The sequence below is a fragment of the Streptomyces populi genome, assembly GCF_002911015.1.
Classification (GTDB): domain Bacteria; phylum Actinomycetota; class Actinomycetes; order Streptomycetales; family Streptomycetaceae; genus Streptomyces; species Streptomyces populi.
In genome coordinates, this window is sequence record NZ_KZ626854.1 from 95,607 (window position 1) to 116,182 (window position 20,576).

A 20,576-nucleotide genomic window follows, 5' to 3' on the forward strand; every position below is an offset into this window, starting at 1 on the left:
GCGGGGCCCGGCGAGCGAGGATCGGCGGGCGGCACACGGCGGACGGGAGCCGTACCGGCGCGCGCACAGCCCAGGGCCGAGAGCCGGAGCGAAGAGGAGCGGGACGTGAGCGAGACCAGTGCGGAGGCCGTCGTGAGCGCGGCCTCGGCCGCCGCCTCCTCCGCCGGGAACTGGCGCAAGGCCGGCGTCGCCGGTGCCGCGATAGGCGTGGTCGCCGCGGGCGCCGCGGCCGGAGTCGCCATCGAGCGGCTCACGGTCGGGCGCGGCATGCGCAAGAAGGCGCGCCTCGCCCTCGACTCGACCGGCCCGTACGGGACGCTGCGCGGCACGCCCGGCAAGGCGTACGCGGACGACGGCACCGAGCTGTACTACGAGGTCGACGAGGCCGAGCCGGAGGCCTCGCTCGCCCCGCGTCGGCGCCGGCTCTTCGGCCGCAAGGCCCCCGCCCCCGTCACCGTCGTCTTCAGTCACGGCTACTGCCTCAGCCAGGACTCCTGGCACTTCCAGCGCGCCGCGCTGCGCGGTGTCGTGCGCACGGTGCACTGGGACCAGCGCAGCCACGGACGCTCGGGGCGCGGTGCGGCCCAGCTGGAGGACCGCAAGCCGGTCACCATCGACCAGCTCGGCCGCGACCTGCTGGCCGTCATCGAGGCGGCGGTGCCCGAGGGCCCGATCGTGCTCGTCGGGCACTCCATGGGCGGCATGACCGTCATGGCGCTCGCCGAGCAGTTCCCCGAGCTGATCCGCGACCGGGTCGTCGGCGTCGCGCTGGTCGGCACGTCGTCGGGGCGGCTCGGCGAGGTCAACTTCGGGCTGCCCGTCGCGGGCGTCGCCGCCGTGCGGCGCGTGCTCCCCGGGGTGCTGAAGGCGCTCGGGCAGCAGGCGGCCCTGGTGGAGCGGGGGCGGCGGGCCACGGCCGACCTGTTCGCCGGGATCATCAAGCGGTACTCGTTCGCGAGCCGGGACGTCGATCCGGCCGTCGTGCGGTTCGCCGAGCGGATGATCGAGGGCACGCCGATCGACGTGGTCGCCGAGTTCTACCCGGCGTTCACCGAGCACGACAAGACCGCCGCGCTGGCCCGTTTCGCCGAGCTGCCCGTCCTCGTCCTCGCCGGGGTCAAGGACCTGGTGACGCCGAGCGAGCACAGCGAGGCGATCGCCGATCTGCTGCCGGACGCCGAGCTGGTCCTCGTCCCCGACGCGGGACACCTGGTCATGCTGGAGCACCCCGAGGTCGTCATAGACCGCCTCGCGGACCTCCTCGTGCGGGCGGGAGCCGTGCCGGCAGGGGCTACCGTGGGCCCTTATGGAAGCACCAGCAGCAGCGCACAACCCGGCTGAGCCCGCCCAGGACGGCGTCGGCGCGCAGATCACCGTCAACTCTCCCGAGCAGATGCAGGAGTTGGGCCGCAGACTGGCCAAGCTGCTGCGCGCGGGCGACCTCGTGATGCTGAACGGCGAGCTCGGCGCGGGCAAGACCACGCTGACCCGCGGACTCGGTGAGGGGCTCGGCGTCCGCGGCGCCGTCACCTCGCCGACCTTCGTCATCGCCCGCGTGCACCCCTCCCTCGGCGACGGGCCGCCGCTCGTGCACGTGGACGCGTACCGCCTCGGCGGCGGGCTCGACGAGATGGAGGACCTCGACCTCGACGTCTCGCTCTCCGACTCCGTGATCGTCGTGGAGTGGGGCGAGGGCAAGGTCGAGGAGCTGACCGACGACCGTCTGCACGTGGTCATCCACCGGGCCGTCGGCGACACCACCGACGAGGTGCGGCACGTGACGGTGACGGGGCTGGGGCGGCGCTGGGCCTCCGCCGACCTGACGGTGCTCGCGGCCTGAGCGGGGCGGGCGCGCGTGTCCGCCCGGCACGGGCGCGGCGGCCCGGGGCGGGGCGGACACGCGCGTGCCGGGGCGTCACGGCTTCGCGGCCCCCGCCGGGATCCCCGCGAGGCGGACGCGCGCACCGCTCGTACATTCGGCCAACGTTTCCGACAGGCCGTCGGCAAAACATTGCGTTCGGCGTCCCGGCCGTGGTCACATGGACATCAGTACGTGGTTAGGTCTACCTAACCACGTTTGCCCCCGAAGCCCGAGGAGGCGTCCATGTCGGCATCAGGGTCGGCCGCAGTGCCGGCTTCAGAACAGGACGTGTCGGCCGTGCCGCGCGCGGTGGCCGGGGTGTCGATGCGGGATCTGCTGGCGGCGTGCGCCGCGGCCGAGGCGGTGTCCAGGCCGCCCCTCGCGCCCCTGCGCGAGCCCGGCGGCGCGGAGGAGCGCCCGCCCAGGGCCGCCTGACGCCCGGGGCCGGGACACCGCTCGCGCGGTCACTTGATGACGACGACCTTCGCGCCCACGGTGGCGAAGGCCCACATCGCGTTGCCGTCGGCACGCGAGGAGCGGACGCCGCCGAGCTTCTTCTCGGGGTCGGGAGCCTCCGTGGAGCCGTTCACCGCGGAGCTGAAGCCGATGGCCACGCCGTCGACCAGCGTGAACCGCACGATGTGCTCGATCTGCGTCCCGTCGGACCCGGGGGCCGAGCCCGTCCGTGACGTGACGGCGTAGGTGCCGGCGGCCGGGTCGACCGTGCCCGGGGTGACCGCGAAGCTGCGCTTCACCTTGTTGCCCGCGCCGACGAGCCACACCCGGTCGGCGCCGAGCGAGTAGACGACCCGCGCACCGGTGCCGGACGGGGCCGGCAGCGCGGCGGGGTCCTTCTTGGCCTTGGGCGCCTTGGGTGCCTCGGGGGCGGAGGACTTGACCGGCGTGTTCACGCCCGGCTTGTCGCCCAGGGTGTCCGGAACGTTCGCGGATGCCTGGAAGGCGAGGAAGCCGACTGCCGCGAGCGCCGCCACGGTGAGCCCGGCCACGATTCCCGAGCTGCTCCTAGCCACCTTGTGTGCCCACCTCTCGACCTTCGTACGTCCTTGCTGTTGACGTTAGCAGCAGAGGGACAGGAGCCCCGGGCGGCCTTGCTCCGGGCTCCGGCGCCGTAGGCTGTTTGCGTGCTCTTGCTCGCTCTGGATACCGCCACCCCCGCCGTGACCGTCGCCCTGCACGACGGCACGTCCGTCATCGCCTCGTCGAGCCAGGTGGACGCGCGCCGGCACGGAGAGCTGCTGCTGCCGGCCGTCCACCGGGTGCTCGCCGAGGCAGGCCTCAGGCTGGACGCCGTCACCGGCATCGTCGTGGGCGTCGGCCCCGGCCCGTACACGGGGCTGCGCGTCGGCCTCATGACCGCGGACACCTTCGGACTCGCGCTCGGCGTGCCCGTGCACGGCGTGTGCACCCTCGACGGGCTCGCGTACGCGGCCGACGTGGAGGGGCCGTTCGTCGTCGCCACGGACGCCCGCCGCAAGGAGGTCTACTGGGCCCGGTACGCCGACCGCCGCACCCGGCTGTCGGAGCCCGCCGTGGACCGCCCCGCGGAGATCGACGAGGCGGTCGCCGCGCTGCCCGCTGTCGGCGCGGGCGCCCTCCTGTACCCCGACACCTTCGCGGACGCCCGCGCGCCCGAGAACGTCTCGGCCGCGGCCCTGGCCTCCCTGGCCGCCGAGAGGCTGGCCGCGGGGGAGGAACTGGAGCCGCCCAGACCGCTGTACCTGCGCCGCCCGGACGCCCAGGTGCCCAAGAACTACAAGGTGGTCACCCCCAAGTGACCGTCGTGCTGCGCGAGATGCGCTGGTGGGACATCGATCCCGTACTGGAGCTGGAGAAGGAACTGTTCCCCGTGGACGCCTGGTCCCGGGGCATGTTCTGGTCCGAACTGGCCCACGCCCGCGGGCCCGAGGCGACCCGCCGCTACCTGGTCGCCTGCGACGGCGACCGGCTCGTCGGGTACGCCGGGCTCGCCGCCTCGGGAGACCTGGGCGACGTGCAGACGATCGCGGTGCGGCGGGACCAGTGGGGCACCGGCCTCGGCGGCCGGCTGCTCACCGAACTGCTGCGGGCCGCGACCGACTTCGACTGCGCCGAGGTGATGCTGGAGTGCCGCGTGGACAACGTCCGCGCCCAGAAGCTCTACGAGCGCTTCGGCTTCGAGCCCATCGGCTTCCGGCGCGGCTACTACCAGCCGGGGAACATCGACGCCCTGGTGATGCGGCTGCACGACCCATCGACCTCCGTACAAGGAACAGAGACCCATGGCTGACGAACCGCTCGTCCTCGGCATCGAGACCTCCTGCGACGAGACCGGCGTCGGCATCGTCCGCGGCCACACCCTGCTCGCCGACGCCATCGCGTCGAGCGTCGACGAGCACGCGCGCTTCGGCGGGGTGGTGCCCGAGGTCGCGTCCCGGGCGCACCTGGAGGCGATGGTCCCGACGATCGAGCGGGCGCTGAAGGAGGCGGGGGTGTCGGCGAGGGACCTGGACGGCATCGCGGTCACCGCGGGTCCCGGACTCGCCGGGGCGCTGCTCGTCGGGGTCTCGGCCGCGAAGGCGTACGCGTACGCGCTCGGCAAGCCGCTGTACGGCGTCAACCACCTCGCCTCCCACATCTGCGTGGACCAGCTGGAGCACGGCGCGCTGCCGGAGCCGACGATGGCCCTGCTGGTGTCCGGCGGCCACTCCTCGCTGCTGCTGTCCACCGACATCACCTCCGACGTACGGCCGATGGGCGCGACCATCGACGACGCGGCCGGCGAGGCCTTCGACAAGATCGCGCGGGTGCTGAACCTCGGCTTCCCCGGCGGTCCGGTCATCGACCGGTACGCCAAGGAGGGCGACCCGAACGCCATCACGTTCCCGCGCGGTCTCACCGGACCGCGCGACCCCGCCTACGACTTCTCCTTCTCCGGCCTGAAGACCGCCGTGGCCCGCTGGATCGAAGCCAGGCGGGCGGCGGGGGAGGAGGTGCCGGTGCGCGACGTGGCCGCGTCCTTCCAGGAGGCCGTGGTGGACGTGCTCACCCGCAAGGCCGTCCGCGCGTGCAAGGACGAGGGCGTCGACCACCTCATGATCGGCGGTGGCGTGGCCGCGAACTCGCGGCTGCGGGTGCTCGCCCAGGAGCGCTGCGAGGCCGCCGGCATCCGACTGCGGGTGCCGCGCCCCAAGCTGTGCACGGACAACGGAGCGATGGTCGCCGCGCTGGGCGCCGAGATGGTCGCCCGGAACCGGGCCGCCTCCGACTGGGACCTGTCGGCGGACTCGTCGCTGCCGGTGACGGACCCGCACGTGCCGGGGAACGGGCACGCGCACACGCACGATCACGTGCACGAGGTGGCGAAGGAGAACCTGTACCCGTGACCGTCGCGCTGATGTGGGAGGCACGGGCCGTCGCCGGCCGGGGCGAGGACCTCCTCGCCTGGGTACGGGGGCAGAAGGTCCCCGGGGAGCCGGTGCGGCAGGAGGTCCTGCGGGCGCCCCAGGACCGGGTCCTCGTCATCACCTGGTGGGACGCGGAGTACCACGCCGAGCTTCCCGAACTGCCGGACCCGGACGGGGACCTGGTGTCCCGTCCGGTGCACAGGTGGCGTTTCGAGCAGGTGGACTGAGGGAGGCGGCCGGGGTTGCGTGCCGGTGGGCCGGGTCAGCGCCGGACGCGCGGACCCGGCCCACCGGGGCCCGGCCCACGGGGACCGGACCCTCCTCCCCCCGGATCAGGGCACCTGCCGGATCAGGAGACCCGCTCGACCTCGGTCTCGCAGCGCAGGCGCCGGTCCGTGCCGAGTCGCCGCACCGGGCCCGTCAGGTTCAGCCGGGCCGTGTGCCGTACGTCCGTGCTGGAGGCGGCGAGGCGCAGCTCCAGGGCGCCCGGTTCGACGATCCGGGTGCCGGTGCGGTCGGTGAACGCCGACAGGTCCGCGTGGAAGCGGAAGGTCACCCGGCGGGCCTCGCCCGGCGCCAGCTCCAGCCGCCGGTAACCGATCAGCCGCACGTCCGGACGGGTCACCGAGGCCACCGGGTCGTGCAGGTAGAGCTGGACGACCTCGGCGCCCGCGCGCTCACCGGTGTTGCGGACGGTCACCGACACGTCGTACGAACCGTCGGTGCCGATCTCCGCCTCGGCAGCCTCGGCAGCCTCGGCAGCCTCGGCAGCTCCGGCCGCTCCGGCCGCTCCGGACGGCTCCCAGGCGAACGACGTGTACGAGCGGCCGTGGCCGAACGGGTACAGCGGCGTCGGGTCCAGGCTGCTGACCTCGTTCCGCAGGCCCAGCGGCGGCTGGAGATACGTCCACGGCTGGCCGCCCGCCCCGCGCGGCACGCTCACCGGCAGCCTGCCCGACGGGCCGACCCGGCCGGACAGCACGCCCGCCACCGCGGGGCCGCCCTCCTCGCCCGGGAAGAACGCCTGGACGACGCCGCCGAGACGGTCCTGCCAGCGGCCCAGGGCGTAGGGGCGGCCGGTGAGCAGCACCAGGACGACCGGGACCCCCGTGGCGACCAGGGCGTCGAGCAGTTCGCCCTGCACGCCCGGCAGGCCGAGGTCGGCGACGTCGCAGCCCTCGCCCGAGGTGCCCCGGCCGAACAGTCCGGCACGGTCGCCGAGCACCGCCACGCACACGTCGGCCTCGGCGGCCCGCGCCACCGCCTCCTCGAAACCGGACCGGTCCGGCTCCGAGACCCCGCAGCCCTCGGAGAACGTCACCTTGGCGTCCGGCAGTTCGGCGCGCAGCGCGTCGAGCACGGTCGGGATGTCCACCCCGGTGGGCACCTCGGGGTGGTGCGTGAGCACGTGCGAGGGGAACGAGTAGCAGCCGAGCATCGCCAGGGGGTCGTCCGCGCGCGGGCCGACGACCGCGATCCGGGTGTCCGGGGCCAGCGGCAGCACGCCGTCCGCGTTGTCCAGCAGGACCACCGACTCCTCGGCGAGCCTGCGGGCGAGCGCCCGGTTGCCCGCGGAGTCCAGGTCGACGGGGCGGCCGGTCTCCGGCCGCCAGTCCTCGTCCAGCAGACCGAGTTCGCACTTCTGGAGCAGCACCCGGCGGGCCGCCCGGTCGACCAGCGACTCGGGGACGGTGCCCGCGCGGACGGCGGCCACCAGCGGCTCGCCGTAGCACTTCAGCGTGGGCAGCTCGACGTCGATGCCGGCCTCCAGCGCCTTGTGCGCCGCCTCGGCCTCGCTGCCGGCCACCCGGTGCAGCGTCTGGAGGAAGCCGACGCCGAAGTAGTCCGAGACGACCGTTCCGGTGAAGCCCCACTCGTCGCGCAGCAGCTCGGTCAGCAGGGTCGGGTCGGCCGACGCCGGGACGCCGTCGATGTCGTTGTAGGCGGCCATCACCGAACGGGCGCCGCCCTCGCGCAGTGCCATCTCGAACGGCGGCAGCGTGATGTCGGAGAGCTCGCGCGCACCCGCCCGCACCGGCGCCAGGTTCCGGGCTCCGGCCGAGGCCGCGTACCCGGCGAAGTGCTTGAGCGTGGCCACGACCCCGGCCGACTCCAGGCCCCGTACGTAGGCGGTGGCGACGGTGGCGACCAGGTACGGGTCCTCGCCGATCGTCTCCTCCACCCGGCCCCAGCGCAGGTCGCGGACCACGTCCAGGACCGGGGCGAGGCCCTGGTGGACGCCGACCGAGCGCAGGTCGTCGCCGATGCGCCGGCCCAGCTCCTCCACCAGCTCCGGGTCGAAGGCGGCGCCCCAGGCCAGCGGGACCGGGTACGCCGTCGCCTGCCAGGCGGTGAAGCCCGCCAGGCACTCCTCGTGGGCGATGGCGGGGATGCCGAAGCGGCTCGCTCCGGCGATCCGGTGCTGGGCGCGGGCGAGGGCCTGCGCGCCCAGCACCGGGTCCACGGGGGCGGTGCCGAAGGAGCGGGTGAGCTGGCCGAGGCCGCGGGTGATCAGCTCGTCCCAGTCGTAGGAGGAGGCCATCTCGCTCTGGAGCGGGGCGACTCCGTCGCCGTCCGTCGCGGCGCCCACCCACACGCCGTAGAGCTGGGCGGTCTTCTCCTCCAGGGTCATCCTGGAGAGCAGGTCGTCGACGCGGGACGCGGCGGGCAGGGCGGGGTCGCGCCAGGGAGCGGTGGTCATGGAACTCCTGTCGGGGAAAGGGGGGATCGACTGCCCCTGGTCGTACACGTTCACTTGCCGCCCACACCCATGAGGCCGCCGACCAGCGCGCGGCGGGCCACCAGGTACACGATGAAGATCGGGACCCCGGAGAGGACGACGGAGGCGAGGATCGCGGGGATGTTCACGCCGAACTCGCTCACGTAGTTGAACAGGCCGAGGGTCAGTACCCGCGGTCCGTCGGACTGGGTGAAGATCAACGGGAAGAGGAAGCCGTTCCAGGCCTGGAGCGCCGAGAAGATGACGACGGTGCTGATGCCGCCCTTGGACATCGGGATGACGAGCTGGAACAGCATCCGGGTGGTGGAGGCGCCGTCCAGGGCCATCGCCTCGTACATCTCCTCCGAGATGTCCCGCAGCGTTCCGGTGAGGATCAGCACCGACACCGGCATGGCGAACGCGGCGGTCGGCAGGATGATCGCGAGCAGGCTGTCGTAGAGGTTCAGCTTGGCGATCATCAGATAGAGCGGCACCACGACGGCCTGCGCGGGGATCGCCACGCCCAGCAGGAACAGCCGGAACGCCGCCCCCGACCAGACGCTGCGGGTCCGCACGGCCACGTAGGACAGCGGGACGCACAGCACCAGGACGATGAGGACGACCCCGGCCGCCGCGAGCACCGTGTTCCACAGCAGGTGGCCGAAGCCGTTGTGCAGGACGGTGTCGTAGTTGTCGAGCGTCGGATGGGACGGCGGCTTCAGGGCGTTGTGCCCGAGCGCCTCGTCCTGGTGGGTGAGCGAGGCCGAGATCATCGCGTAGATCGGGATGATCACGACGGCCAGCCAGATCAGCGTTCCGGCGCCGGCGAGCGGGTTGGCGCGCCGGGTCCAGTGCGCGCGGCGGCGCGCGGGCCGCTCGGCGGCCGGGGCGGCCTCCGTCTTCACGGGACGGGGCAGTGTGTCGTGTGACATGGCGTCACATCCCTTCCCGGGTGCTGCGCATGGCGCCGAAGCCGGACAGCTTCACCATTAGCAGGGACAGCGCGGTCGCCGCGAGCACCAGGAAGGAGGCGACGGCACTCGCGTAGCCGAAGTCGTAGCTCTTGAAGCCCGCCTGGTACATCAGGTACGGCAGGATCGCCGTGTCGGTGCCCGGACCGCCCTGGGTGAGGATCAGGACCGTCTCGAAGTACGTCAGCGAACCGACGATCATCAGCACGCTCGACGTCGTCGCCGTGTTGCGCAGCTGCGGCAGCGTGATCGAGAAGAACTGGCGCAGGCGGCCGGCACCGTCGATCGCGGCCGCCTGGTACAGGACTTCGGGAATCTGTCGTGCCCCGCCCTGGTAGATCAGGGTGTGGAAGGGGATGAACTGCCAGCCGCCGACGAACACGATCGCGAGGAACGCGCCGCTGGTCGTGCCGAGGGTGTCCTTGTGGATGATGCCGAAGTTCGGGTCGAGCAGGGCGTAGAACAGCAGCGAGATCGCCGTCGACGACAGCAGGAACGGCACGAAGAAGATCGCCGAGAGCACCGCGCGGTTGCGCTGGCGGCCCGCCGCCCACACGCCCAGCAGGAGCGAGATCACGGTCTGGAACGCCCAGCTCACCACGGTCAGCGAGACGGTGACCGTCAGGGACTGGGTCAGCCGGTCGTCGCCCAGCAGCTTGCGCCAGTTGGCCAGACCGGCCGGCTCCGGGTCGCCCAGGCCGTTCCACTTGGTGAACGACAGGTAGAAGGCCAGGACCATCGGGGCGAGGGCGAAGAACGCGAAGAACAGCACGCCGGGAACGGCCAGTGCGGCGCTGGGGCGGCCGGCCCTGTTGCGCCGGGTGGGGCGGGGGCGGCCCGCGTCGTCCCGCGGGCCGCCCTTGAGCTGTGTGAGGCTCACTTCAGCTCCTTGAGCGCCGACACGAACTGCGTCGGCGAGGACTTGCCCACGAACAGCTTGTTGACCTCGGTGAGCATCGGCGTCGCGACGTTCGGGTCGACCGCCTGGTCCCAGCTCAGCGTGAACGCCGGTGCCTGCTGCACCATCTGGTACTGGAACTTGGCGAACTCCGGGTTCGGCGAGGCGTCCAGGAGGTCCGCCGCGTTCGAGGTGGCCGGGACGTCGCCGTTGGCGATGAGTTCCTTCGTGTAGGCCAGGGAGGCGGAGTCCCGGAGGAAGGCGATCGCCGCGTCCTTGTTGGACGTACGGGCGTTCACCGACCAGTAGTTGGTGGGGTTGCCGACCACGTTGCGGATGTCGCCGGCGCCGCCCTCGATCTTCGGGAAGGCGCACCAGCCCAGGTTCTTCTTGGCGAAGTCGGGGAACTTGCCGAGCTGCGTGGAGTACTCCCACGAACCCATCAGGTGCATCGCCGCCTTGCCCTTGGCGAAGACCGCGGGCGCGCCGCCGTTGCCGTAGCCCACCGAGCTGTAGCCCTTGCCGAAGGCGCCGTCGTCGATCAGCTCCTTGACCGTCTGGGCGGCCTTGAGGACCGCCGGGTCGCCCCAGGCGGAGGCGTCACCGTTCTTGATCTTCTCGAAGACCTGGGGGCCGCCGATCCGGTCGACCAGGTACTCCAGCCACATCAGCTCGGGCCAGATGTCCGCCCCGCCCAGCGCGAACGGAGTGATGTTCGCCTTCTTCAGCTTCTTGTTGATGTCCAGCAACTGGTCCCAGGTGGTGGGCGGCTGGAGCTTGTGCTCCTCGAAGACGGTCTTGTTGTAGAAGAGGATCACGGGCTGCATGCCGCGCATCGGCACGCCGTAGTTCTTGCCGTCCAGCCCGCCCGAGGCCAGCACCGACGGCAGGAAGCCGCTCTTGAGCACCGGGTCGGACGCGATGACGTCGGTCAGGTCGATCAGCTGGCCGGCCTCGCGGTAGGCCTTGATGGAGCCGCCGCCCCAGTTGAAGAACACGTCGGGGGCGTTGGGCGAGCCCATCGCGGTGCGCAGCTTGGCCGGGTAGTCGGTCGCGGGCACCTTCTGCAGCTTGATGCTGCCCTTGGCCTTCTTCGCCGCGGCCGACGCGTTGAACCGGTTGACGGACTTGACCTGGATCTTCGCGGCGTCGTCGCCGTAGACGAACGCGGTGAGCGTCCCGTCTCCGCCGGAACCGCCGCTGGAGCCGCAGGCGGTGAGCCCGCCGACAGAGGCCAGGGCGGCCGTGCCCGCGCCGAGGAACCAACGTCTGCTGTAGGACTCCATGGACGGCACCTCTCGGTCAGCGCGAGGGATCGCCGATGATCCGTCGCGAATGTTTCGAGTTATATTTCGAATGTTCCGGGAAGGTAAGACGATCCGAAGGGCTCGTCAAGAGGTCGCGCAGAGATACGATCGCCGCCATGAAGCCTGGGAAGTCCGCAGAACCACAGACGGCGACGCTGGCCGAGATCGCTCGGGAGGCCGGCGTGTCGGCTCCGACTGTTTCGAAAGTCCTCAACGGCCGCGCCGATGTCGCCCCCGCGACCCGCTCCCGCGTCGAGGAGCTGCTGCACGCCTACGGCTACCGGCGCCGCCGGGCCGAGGCTTCCCGCTCGCCGCTGATCGACCTGGTCTTCCACGAGCTGGAGAGCGCCTGGGCGATGGAGGTCATCCGGGGCGTGGAGAACGTCGCCAGGGAGGCCGGCCTCAGTGTCGTGCTCTCCGAGTCGGCCGGGCGGCTCACCCCCGGCCGGACCTGGGCCGACCAGGTCGCCGCCCGTCGCCCGCACGGCGTGGTCCTCGTCCTGTCGGGCCTCGACGACTCCCAGCGCGCCCTGCTGAACAGCAGGTCCATCCCGTTCGTGGTGATGGATCCGGCGGGCGACCCCGGCGTCGACGTGCCCTCCATCGGCGCCACCAACTGGCAGGGCGGCCTCGCCGCCACCCGCCACCTCGTCGAACTCGGCCACACCCGGATCGGTGCCATCAGCGGGCCGTCCCGGATGATGTGCAGCCGGGCCCGGGTCGACGGCTACCGCGCGGCGCTGGAGACGGCCGGGCTGCCCGTCGACCCCTCGCTGATCGTCGCCGGGGACTTCCACCACGAGGCCGGGTACCGGATCGGGCTCGACCTGCTGCGCCGCCCCGACCGGCCCACGGCCGTCTTCGCCGGCAACGACCTCCAGGCGCTCGGCCTCTACGAGGCGGCCCGTGAGCTGGGGCTGCGCATTCCCGAGGACCTGAGCGTCGTCGGCTTCGACGATCTGCCGGTGGCCCGCTGGGTGGGGCCGCCGCTGACGACCGTGCGACAGCCGCTGACGGAGATGGCCGAGGCGGCGGCGAAGCTGGTGCTCGACCTGAGCCGCCAGGAGAGGCCCTCGGCCGGGACGCGGATGGAGCTCGCGACCAGCCTGGTGGTGCGCAGCAGCACGGGGGCGCCTCCGGCTTGAGGCCGGGTGCCGGGTGCCTCCGGTGCGGGTTCGGTGCCGGTGCGTCGTGGGTCGGGGCCGTGCCGGTGCATCAGCCCGTCGCCGTCGGACGGAGATGTGGGCGTCGGTGGCGACGGGCATCGATGTACCGGCACGGCCCCTCACGCCGGATCCCGACTGCGGGTGATCGGTGGCTCGGGTGCAGTTCCTCACCGGCGTGAAGATTCAGCCCCTCCGGCGTTTGAGGAGCGGGGTCCGGGGCGGAGCCCCCAGGTAAGGGTCGGGTAGGGGCGGAGGGGGCGAAAAAAGGGGGCACCAGGGGGCAGGTCGGTCCTGCGGGGCCGGGGAGGCCGTATTGACGGGTGGGGCGTCCCCCTCCACACTCCTGCGAAGTCAATCGGTTGTACGGCCGAAACTTTCGGAGGCACCCGCCATGAGAACCTCCCGAACCCGCTCCTTCAGAATCCGTCCCTTACGCCGCGGCGTCGCCGCCCTGTTCGCCGGCGTCCTGACGGTGGCCGCGCTGCTCGCGGCCGGTACGACGGCGCACGCCGCCGGCACCCCGCTGCGCGACCTCGCCGCCGCCAAGGGCAAGGTCATCGGCACCGCCGTCACCGGCTCCAAGCTGACCGGGACGTACGGCGACATCGCCGGGGGTCAGTTCAACTCGCTGACCCCGGGCAACGCGATGAAGTGGGGCAGCGTCGAGCCTACCCGGGGCAGCTTCAACTGGGCCGAGGCCGACCAGATCGTCGCGTTCGCGCAGGCCCACGACCAGCAGGTGCGCGGTCACACCCTGGTCTGGCACAGCCAGAACCCGAGCTGGCTGACCAACGGCACCTGGACCACCGCCGAGCTGAGCGGACTGCTCCAGGACCACATCACCACCGAAGTCACCCGCTACAAGGGCGAGCTGGCCGCCTGGGACGTGGTCAACGAACCCTTCAACGAGGACGGCACCTACCGCTCGACCCTCTGGTACAACGGCCTCGGCGCCGACTACATCGCCCAGGCGCTGACCTGGGCGCACGCCGCCGACCCGAGCGCCAAGCTCTACATCAACGACTACAACGTCGAGGGCGTCAACGCCAAGAGCACCGCCCTGTACGACCTGGTCAAGTCCCTGAAGGCGCGCGGCGTCCCGATCGACGGCGTCGGCCTCCAGGCCCACCTCATCCTCGGCCAGGTCCCCGGCACCCTCCAGCAGAACATCCAGCGCTTCGCCGACCTCGGCGTCGACGTCGCGGTCACGGAGCTGGACATCCGGATGCAGCTCCCCTCGGACAGCACCAAACTGGCCCAGCAGGCCGCCGACTACAAGGCGGTCTTCGACGCCTGCGTCGCCGTGACCCGCTGCTACGGCGTGACCGTCTGGGGCTTCACCGACTCCGACTCCTGGATCCCGGACGTCTTCTCGGGCTACGGCGCGGCGACACCGTACGACGAGAACTACGCGCCCAAACCGGCGTACGACGCCATCGCGGCCTCGCTCGGCGGAGGGACCACCACACCGCCGCCCACCGGCGCGTGCACGGCGACGTACAGCGTGCAGAGCCAGTGGAACACCGGGTTCACGGGGCAGGTGCGCATCGCGTGCTCCGGGGCCGCGCTCTCCTCGTGGAAGGTGAACTGGACGTACGGCGCGGGCCAGCGGATCACCCAGGCCTGGAACGCGACCTGCACCCAGAGCGGCGCGGCCGTCAGCTGCGCCAACGCGTCCTACAACGGGAGTGTTCCGGACGGTGGTTCGGTGACCTTCGGGTTCAACGCCTCGTGGAGCGGCAGCAATCCGGTGCCCACGGTGACGCTGGGCTGAGAACGATGAGATTCTCCGAAGAAAACCGTTCCGTGCCTGTTTCCCTAACAGTCCCCTAATAATGCGGTCCTACGGTCCTGCCCGTGATCGGACACGACGAGAACGGCGACGGGGTCGGACGGCGGGGCCGGCGGTCGAAGGTGCTGAAGGCCGCCGGTCTCGCCCTGGCGGGACTGCTGGTGCTGGGCGCCGGCACCGCGGGCTGGGTGTACTGGCAGCTGAACCGGAACATCAGGAGCGTCGACATCGACAGCGCGCTCGGTGACGACCGCCCGGCGAAGGCGGTGGTGACGCCCTCGTCCCCGGCGTCCGCCTCCGCCTCGCCCTCCGCGTCCCCGCTGCCGAGCGGCGCCCTGAACATCCTGGTCCTCGGCTCCGACTCGCGCAGCGGCACGGTGAACGCGAAGCTCGGCGGCGGGGACAGTTCCGGCGCGCGCTCCGACACGGCGATGGTCGTGCACATCGACGCGGGACGCACCCGGGCCACGGTCGTCAGCATCCCGCGGGACACGCTCGTCACCCGTCCGTCCTGCCCGCTGCCGTCCGGGGGCTCGACGGCGGTGGCGTACGGCGCGATGTTCAACAGCGCATACGCGGTGGGCGGACCGGTGTGCGCGGTGAAGACGGCCGAGTCGGTCACGGGCGTCCGGATGGACCACTACGTCGAGATCGACTTCTCGGGCTTCGCGAAGCTGGTGAACGCCCTCGGCGGGGTCACCGTCACCACCGGCCAGGACATCGACGACGACAGGAGCCACCTGCACCTGGCCGCGGGCACCCACCACCTGAACGGCAAACAGGCCCTGGCCCTGGCCCGCACCCGACACGGCATAGGCGACGGCAGCGACCTGGGCCGCATAGGCCTGCAACAGAAGCTGGTCAAGGCGCTGCTGGAGCGGATCGCCGGCACCGACCTGCTCACCGACCCGGCCAGGCTCTACGGCGTCGCGAACGCGGTGACCGGCAGCCTGACGACGGACACCGGGCTGGACTCGCTCGCCGAGCTGTCGGGACTCGGCCTGAGCCTGAAGTCCCTCACCTCCGACGAGGTCAGGACGGTGACGATGCCGGTGACGACGGCGCCGTCCGACCCCAACCGGGTGGTCGCGGACGAGCCGGAGGCGAGCGAGCTGTGGAACTCGCTCGGATGAACGGGGCGGGGCCCGCGGGGGAGACCCGTCCGGGTCCGTCCGGCACCGCGCGGGGAAAGTTCTCGGAGAAATCCGGGGAGGGTGTCGAAACCGGTGTCCGCCGTTCGACGCACAGGTGAGAGGCGGGGAGAAGCCCCGCCGCCGAGGCGCCGAAGACACCACAGGCACCACAGACACGAGGAGTCACCATGCCCCGCTACCTCTCCCTGGTCCAGATCGACGAGCGCACCGCGCCCGCCGAGGGTCCCAGCCCCGAACTGATGCAGCGGATGGGCGAACTCATCGAGGAGATCACCAAGGCCGGCGTCATGCTCCAGACCGAGGGGCTGACGCCCAGCGCGCAGGGCAAGCGCGTCCACTACTCGGGCGGGGAGCTGTCCGTCACCGACGGGCCCTTCACCGAGTCCAAGGAGGTCGTCGGCGGCTACGCGATCATGCAGTGCAAGGACATGGCCGAGGCCGTGGAGTGGACCAAGCGGTTCCTGAAGGTGCACGAGGAGCACTGGACGGTCACCTGCGAGGTGCGGGAGATCGCCGAGGGCTGAGCGGGCTCCTTGGCCGGACGCCGCCGTGGGTGTCTCATGGTGGGTTGTGGAACAGCAGCCCGAGCCGGCACCCGCCGGCGGTGTCGGCACCGCCGTCGAGACCATCTTCCGCATCGAGTCCCCCCGCATCATCGCGGGCGCGGCCCGGATCGTCCGCGACGTCGGCATCGCCGAGGAACTCGCGCAGGACGCCCTGGTCGCGGCGCTGGAGCAGTGGCCGCGCGACGGCGTGCCGGACAACCCGGGCGCCTGGCTGACGGCCACGGCCAAGCACCGGGCGATCGACCTCGTACGCCGCCGGGAGCGCTACGCGCGCAAGCTGGAGGAGGTCGGGCGGGACCTCTCGCTGTCCGCGCCCCACCACGTCGACGAACCCTCCGACCCGGACGACATCGACGACGACCTGCTCCGGCTGGTCTTCACCGCCTGCCACCCCGTCCTGTCCGCCGAGGCCCGCATCGCGCTCACCCTGCGGCTCCTCGGCGGCCTGACGACGTCCGAGATCGCCCGCGCCTTCCTCGTCCCGGAGGCGACGGTCGCCCAGCGCATCGTGCGGGCCAAGCGGACGCTGGCGGCGAAGGGGGTCGCCTTCGAGGTCCCGTACGGGCCCGAGCGCGAAGCCCGGCTCGGATCCGTGCTGGAGGTCATCTACCTCGTCTTCAACGAGGGGTACGCGGCCACGGCGGGCGACGACCTGCTGCGCCCCGCGCTGTGCGAGGACGCGCTGCGGCTGGTCCGGGTGCTCGCCGAGCTGATGCCCAAGGAGAGCGAGGTGCACGCGCTGGCCGCGCTGCTGGAACTCCAGGAGTCCCGGTCGGCCGCCCGCACCGGGCCCGGCGGCGAACCCGTCCTCCTCAAGGACCAGCAGCGGCGCCGCTGGAACCGCATGCTGATCGGCCGGGGCTTCGCGGCACTGGGCCGGGCGAACGCCGTCGCCACCGGCAGCCCGGGGCCCTACGCCCTCCAGGCCGCCATCGCAGCCTGCCACGCACGGGCCTTCGCCTACGAGGACACCGACTGGCGGCAGATCGCCACCCTGTACGGCCTGCTGGCGGCCCGTGCCCCCTCCCCGGTCGTCGAACTGAACCGCGCCGTGGCCGTCTCCATGGCCGAGGGTCCGGAGCCCGCCCTGGAGATCGTCGACGCCCTCGCCGGGGAAACCGCCCTGCGCGGCTACCACTTGCTGCCGAGCGTGCGCGGCGACCTGCTCGCCCGGCTCGGACGCACGGAGCAGGCGCGCGCGGAGTTCGAACGGGCCGCCGCGCTGGCGCGCAACGAGCGGGAGCGGGAACTGCTGGAGGAACGGGCGCGCGAGCTGCGCGGTCGTGAGACTCCCGAGCGGTGACTCCGTTTCGTCCCGGTACCCGGGGCGCACCTCACCGTGGAGCGGGAGGACGCCGTCTCAGAGCGTCCGCAGCAGGCAGTCGACGAAGACGGCGGCCACCCCCGTGGCCAGGGCGCCGGCGAGGACCCGGCGTCTGAGGCGGTCATAGCGGTGCTGGTACTCCTGGCGGAGCTGCAACGCACGCTCGGCCGTGCGGGTGATCATCGCCCGGGAGAGGGCTAGCTGACGACCGGTGAAGAGGTCGACCACCTCTTCCCGCTGGGCGGTCGTCAGCCAGTCGAGCTGATCGGCGAAGGACTCGGCCTCCGCGTGGGCCCGCTCGATCTCACCCTGCCACAGCAGGTAGCCCTCCATCCTGGCGATGCCGTCCCGGACCGAACCGCCGTCCAGCGGCTTCTCGGTACTCACGGCAGGCCCCTCAGCCCTGTGGCCCGGAGGACCGGCCGGACTGCCCCTCGGGGCCGGGCTTCCTCATGCCCAGCCCCTGGTGGCTCTCCACGCTGCCGAGCGCGGCGATCTGCGGGTGGTGCAGGTCGAAGGCCGGGGATTCACTGCGGACCCGCGGCAGGGTGAGGAAGTTGTGCCGCGGCGGCGGGCAGGAGGTCGCCCACTCGAGCGAACGGCCGTAGCCCCACGGGTCGTCGACCCCGACCTTCTTGCCGTACTTGGCCGTCTTCCACACGTTGTAGAGGAACGGCAGGATCGACATGCCGAGCAGGAAAGCGCTGATCGTCGAGATCGTGTTCAGCGTGGTGAAACCGTCGGAGGCGAGGTAGTCCGCGTAACGGCGCGGCATGCCCTCGACACCCAGCCAGTGCTGCACCAGGAACGTGCCGTGGAAGCCCACGAACAGGGTCCAGAAGGTGACCTTGCCGAGACGCTCGTCGAGCATCTTGCCGGTCATCTTCGGCCACCAGAAGTGGAAGCCGGCGAACATCGCGAAGACGACCGTGCCGAAGACCACGTAGTGGAAGTGCGCCACCACGAAGTACGAGTCCGAGACGTGGAAGTCCATCGGCGGCGAGGCCAGGATGACGCCGGTCAGACCACCGAAGAGGAAGGTGACCAGGAAGCCGACCACCCAGAGCATCGGTGTCTCGAAGGACAGCGAGCCCTTCCACATCGTCCCGATCCAGTTGAAGAACTTCACGCCGGTGGGAACGGCGATGAGGAACGTCATGAAGGAGAAGAACGGGAGCAGTACGCCACCGGTGACGTACATGTGGTGCGCCCACACCGTCACGGACAGGCCCGCGATCGCGATGGTCGCGCCGATCAGACCCATGTAGCCGAACATCGGCTTGCGCGAGAACACCGGGATGACCTCGGAGACGATGCCGAAGAACGGCAGCGCGATGATGTACACCTCCGGATGGCCGAAGAACCAGAAGAGGTGCTGCCACAGCAGGGCTCCGCCGTTCGCCGGGTTGAAGATCTGCGCACCGAATTTACGGTCGATCTCCAGGGCGAACAGCGCCGCCGCGAGGACCGGGAAGACGAACAGGACCAGTACGGCCGTCAGCAGCACGTTCCAGCAGAAGATCGGCATACGGAACATCGTCATGCCGGGAGCGCGCATGCAGATGATCGTGGTGATGAAGTTGACCGCGCCGAGGATGGTGCCGAAGCCGGAGAACGCCAGGCCCATGATTCCCATGTCGGCGCCGATGTTCGGCGAGTGAAGCGCGTCCGACAGGGGCACGTACATGAACCAGCCGAAGTCGGGGGCGCCCTGCGGGGTGAGGAAACTGGCCGCCGCGATCAGCGAGCCGAAGAGGTACAGCCAGTAGGCGAACATGTTCAGCCGCGGGAACGCCACGTCGGGCGCGCCGATCTGCAACGGCATGATCCAGTTCGTGAAACCGGCGAACAGCGGCGTCGCGAACATCAGCAGCATGACCAGGCCGTGCATCGTGAACGCCTGGTTGAACTGCTCGTTCGACAGGATCTGTAGTCCGGGCCGGGCGAGTTCGGCACGCATGAGCAGCGCCATGACGCCGCCGATCATGAAGAACGCGAACGACGTGATCAGATAGAGCGTGCCGATCGTCTTGTGGTCGGTGGTGGTGAGCCACTTGACCACGACGCTGCCGGGCTGCTTGCGCCGCACCGGCAGCTCGTCCTCGTACGACTCGTCGGCCGCGGCGGTGGCCTGGGGCCCGTTGGGGATACTCACGGTTCGTTCGTCTCCGAGTTTTCCGGTCCGGACCGGTCCGCTCGAGGCCGACGGGTCGGCGCCGAAGCCGCGACGGCGGTCTCGTTCCGACGCAACGCTACGGAAATCCAGGCCGATATCCACCGGGAGCGACCGCTTTCGCCGACTTTCACCCGTTCACTCGGCGTCCGGTGTCGGACGGGCCGGTCTCGCGTGTCGGACCGTGCCCCGCTCAGAATCCGTCGCCGGTGCCGGACGGCCGCACGGGTGCTCCCACCAGCATGGTCGGGGCGCCCGCCACCCGGGTGAGGAACACGGTCGCGGAGTGCGGGCCCTGCGGCTTCACCTTGCGGCGCAGTTCCTCCGGTTCGACGGCCGACCCGCGCTTCTTCACGGTCAGGACGCCGACCTCCCGCTCCCGGAGCAGGGCCTTCAACTTCTTCACGTTGAAGGGGAGTCGGTCGGTGATCTCGTACGCGGCGGCGTACGGGGTGGGGCGCAGTTCGTCCGCGGTGACGTAGGCGATGGTCTCGTCGACCAGTCCGCCGTCCAGGTCCTCGGCCACCTCGGCGACCAGGTGCGCGCGGATGACGGCGCCGTCCGGCTCGTACAGATAGCGTCCGACCGCCCTGACCGCCGGATCCGGCAGGCCGCGGCCGCGCAGTTCGCGCGGGCCCGGCAGCAGGGTGGCGCGCACCAGGCCCGGCTCCGTGCCGAACCAGAGCACCGCCTCCTTCACGTCCCCGCCGTCCGAGATCCACTCGGCCTCCGCCTCGGCGGGGACCGCCTCGTGCGGGATGCCGGGGGCGATCTTCAGCGCGGCGACCGGGGCCCGCAGGGCCGCCCCGACCGCCCAGGACAGCGGCGGCGAGTACGCCTCCGGGTCGAAGATCCGGCCCCGGCCGCCCCGGCGCGCCGGGTCCACGAACACGGCGTCGTACGACGTGGTGTCCACCTCGGTCACATCGCCCTCGCGCACCTCGATCAGGTCCGCGAGGCCCAGCGCGTCGGCGTTCGCGCGGGCGGCGGCGGCCGTCAGCGGGTCGCGGTCGACGGCCAGGACGCGGATCCCGGCGCGGGCCAGCGCGATGGCGTCGCCGCCGATGCCGCAGCACAGGTCGGCGACGGAGCGGACCCCCAGCGCGCGCAGCCGTTCGGCGCGGTGCACGGCCACGCTCGTACGGGTGGACTGCTCGACCCCGTTCGGGGTGAAGAACATCCGTCCGGCGTCCTCGGCCCCGAACTTCGCCACCGCCCGCTGTCGCAGCCGTGCCTGTCCT

20 protein-coding genes are annotated in these 20,576 nt (G+C 71.6%); 12 read left to right on the forward strand and 8 right to left on the reverse strand.

Annotated elements, in window-relative coordinates:
- Nucleotides 1–105: 105 nt before the first annotated feature.
- The 3 genes from CW362_RS11060 to CW362_RS11070 all read left to right on the forward strand — a co-directional run bounded on the left by CW362_RS11060 (nucleotide 106) and on the right by CW362_RS11070 (nucleotide 2,296).
- Nucleotides 106–1,341, forward strand: a complete 1,236-nt coding sequence (locus CW362_RS11060) for an alpha/beta fold hydrolase (RefSeq protein ID WP_103549204.1) — start codon at nucleotides 106–108, stop codon at nucleotides 1,339–1,341.
- Nucleotides 1,307–1,840, forward strand: a complete 534-nt coding sequence (gene tsaE, locus CW362_RS11065) for a tRNA (adenosine(37)-N6)-threonylcarbamoyltransferase complex ATPase subunit type 1 TsaE (protein WP_103549205.1) — start codon at nucleotides 1,307–1,309, stop codon at nucleotides 1,838–1,840. The genes CW362_RS11060 and tsaE overlap by 35 nt, the downstream gene beginning before the upstream one ends.
- 264 nt (nucleotides 1,841–2,104) lie before the next feature.
- Entirely contained in the window at nucleotides 2,105–2,296 is a 192-nt protein-coding gene (locus CW362_RS11070; RefSeq protein ID WP_103549206.1) for a hypothetical protein, read from the forward strand.
- A gap of 29 nt (nucleotides 2,297–2,325) precedes the next feature.
- Here CW362_RS11070 and CW362_RS11075 read toward each other — a convergent pair whose 3' ends face one another.
- Nucleotides 2,326–2,892, reverse strand: a complete 567-nt coding sequence (locus CW362_RS11075) for a hypothetical protein (protein ID WP_103549207.1) — start codon at nucleotides 2,890–2,892, stop codon at nucleotides 2,326–2,328.
- 111 nt (nucleotides 2,893–3,003) lie between these two features.
- Here CW362_RS11075 and tsaB point away from each other — a divergent pair, with 111 nt between their 5' ends.
- The 4 genes from tsaB to CW362_RS11095 are packed head-to-tail and all read left to right on the forward strand — an operon-like array spanning nucleotide 3,004 to nucleotide 5,492.
- Entirely contained in the window at nucleotides 3,004–3,657 is a 654-nt protein-coding gene (gene tsaB / locus CW362_RS11080; RefSeq protein ID WP_103549208.1) for a tRNA (adenosine(37)-N6)-threonylcarbamoyltransferase complex dimerization subunit type 1 TsaB, read from the forward strand.
- A gap of 17 nt (nucleotides 3,658–3,674) precedes the next feature.
- The gene (rimI, locus tag CW362_RS11085) at nucleotides 3,675–4,148 is read left to right on the forward strand and encodes a ribosomal protein S18-alanine N-acetyltransferase (RefSeq protein WP_103549226.1); all 474 of its coding nucleotides are present in this window, start codon (nucleotides 3,675–3,677) and stop codon (nucleotides 4,146–4,148) included.
- Nucleotides 4,141–5,244 carry a tRNA (adenosine(37)-N6)-threonylcarbamoyltransferase complex transferase subunit TsaD gene (tsaD, locus tag CW362_RS11090; RefSeq protein ID WP_103549209.1) on the forward strand — a complete coding sequence of 368 codons (1,104 nt, stop codon included), beginning with the start codon at nucleotides 4,141–4,143 and terminating at the stop codon, nucleotides 5,242–5,244. The genes rimI and tsaD overlap by 8 nt, the downstream gene beginning before the upstream one ends.
- Nucleotides 5,241–5,492 (forward strand): hypothetical protein, encoded by a 252-nt coding sequence (locus CW362_RS11095; protein ID WP_103549210.1) that lies wholly within the window; start codon nucleotides 5,241–5,243, stop codon nucleotides 5,490–5,492. Before tsaD ends, CW362_RS11095 begins: the two co-directional genes overlap by 4 nt.
- A 122-nt stretch (nucleotides 5,493–5,614) precedes the next feature.
- On the opposite strand, the gene CW362_RS11100 is transcribed toward CW362_RS11095, so the two are convergent.
- From CW362_RS11100 to CW362_RS11115, 4 genes are read right to left on the reverse strand one after another with little or no spacing between them, the layout of a single operon-like run.
- Complete coding sequence (locus CW362_RS11100) at nucleotides 5,615–7,966, reverse strand: beta-xylosidase/alpha-l-arabinosidase (protein ID WP_103549211.1); 2,352 nt, start codon at nucleotides 7,964–7,966, stop codon at nucleotides 5,615–5,617.
- Between the two features lie 50 nt (nucleotides 7,967–8,016).
- Nucleotides 8,017–8,916 (reverse strand): carbohydrate ABC transporter permease, encoded by a 900-nt coding sequence (locus CW362_RS11105; RefSeq protein ID WP_103549212.1) that lies wholly within the window; start codon nucleotides 8,914–8,916, stop codon nucleotides 8,017–8,019.
- A 4-nt stretch (nucleotides 8,917–8,920) separates the two neighbouring features.
- Nucleotides 8,921–9,835, reverse strand: coding sequence for a carbohydrate ABC transporter permease (locus tag CW362_RS11110; RefSeq protein WP_103549213.1), 915 nt, complete (start codon nucleotides 9,833–9,835; stop codon nucleotides 8,921–8,923).
- Complete coding sequence (locus CW362_RS11115; protein ID WP_103549214.1) at nucleotides 9,832–11,139, reverse strand: ABC transporter substrate-binding protein; 1,308 nt, start codon at nucleotides 11,137–11,139, stop codon at nucleotides 9,832–9,834. Before CW362_RS11115 ends, CW362_RS11110 begins: the two co-directional genes overlap by 4 nt.
- A 137-nt stretch (nucleotides 11,140–11,276) precedes the next feature.
- Between CW362_RS11115 and CW362_RS11120 the strand changes: the two genes are divergently transcribed.
- From CW362_RS11120 to CW362_RS11140, 5 genes are all read left to right on the forward strand, one after another.
- Nucleotides 11,277–12,305, forward strand: a complete 1,029-nt coding sequence (locus CW362_RS11120; protein WP_103549215.1) for a LacI family DNA-binding transcriptional regulator — start codon at nucleotides 11,277–11,279, stop codon at nucleotides 12,303–12,305.
- 412 nt (nucleotides 12,306–12,717) lie between these two features.
- Entirely contained in the window at nucleotides 12,718–14,100 is a 1,383-nt protein-coding gene (locus tag CW362_RS11125) for a glycoside hydrolase family 10 protein (RefSeq protein ID WP_103549216.1), read from the forward strand.
- An 83-nt stretch (nucleotides 14,101–14,183) separates the two neighbouring features.
- A complete protein-coding gene (locus tag CW362_RS11130; protein ID WP_103549217.1) occupies nucleotides 14,184–15,251 on the forward strand; it encodes an LCP family protein in 1,068 nt (355 codons plus the stop codon).
- A gap of 188 nt (nucleotides 15,252–15,439) precedes the next feature.
- The gene (locus tag CW362_RS11135; RefSeq protein ID WP_103549218.1) at nucleotides 15,440–15,796 is read left to right on the forward strand and encodes a YciI family protein; all 357 of its coding nucleotides are present in this window, start codon (nucleotides 15,440–15,442) and stop codon (nucleotides 15,794–15,796) included.
- Between the two features lie 46 nt (nucleotides 15,797–15,842).
- Nucleotides 15,843–17,141, forward strand: a complete 1,299-nt coding sequence (locus tag CW362_RS11140; RefSeq protein ID WP_103549219.1) for an RNA polymerase sigma factor — start codon at nucleotides 15,843–15,845, stop codon at nucleotides 17,139–17,141.
- Between the two features lie 57 nt (nucleotides 17,142–17,198).
- On the opposite strand, the gene CW362_RS11145 is transcribed toward CW362_RS11140, so the two are convergent.
- From CW362_RS11145 to CW362_RS11155, 3 genes are all read right to left on the reverse strand, one after another.
- Entirely contained in the window at nucleotides 17,199–17,549 is a 351-nt protein-coding gene (locus tag CW362_RS11145; protein ID WP_103549220.1) for a hypothetical protein, read from the reverse strand.
- Between the two features lie 10 nt (nucleotides 17,550–17,559).
- The gene (gene ctaD, locus CW362_RS11150; protein ID WP_240657747.1) at nucleotides 17,560–19,317 is read right to left on the reverse strand and encodes an aa3-type cytochrome oxidase subunit I; all 1,758 of its coding nucleotides are present in this window, start codon (nucleotides 19,315–19,317) and stop codon (nucleotides 17,560–17,562) included.
- 211 nt (nucleotides 19,318–19,528) lie between these two features.
- Nucleotides 19,529–20,576, reverse strand: a 1,048-nt coding sequence (locus tag CW362_RS11155) for a class I SAM-dependent methyltransferase (protein ID WP_103549227.1), incomplete at its 5' end; no start/stop codon positions are given.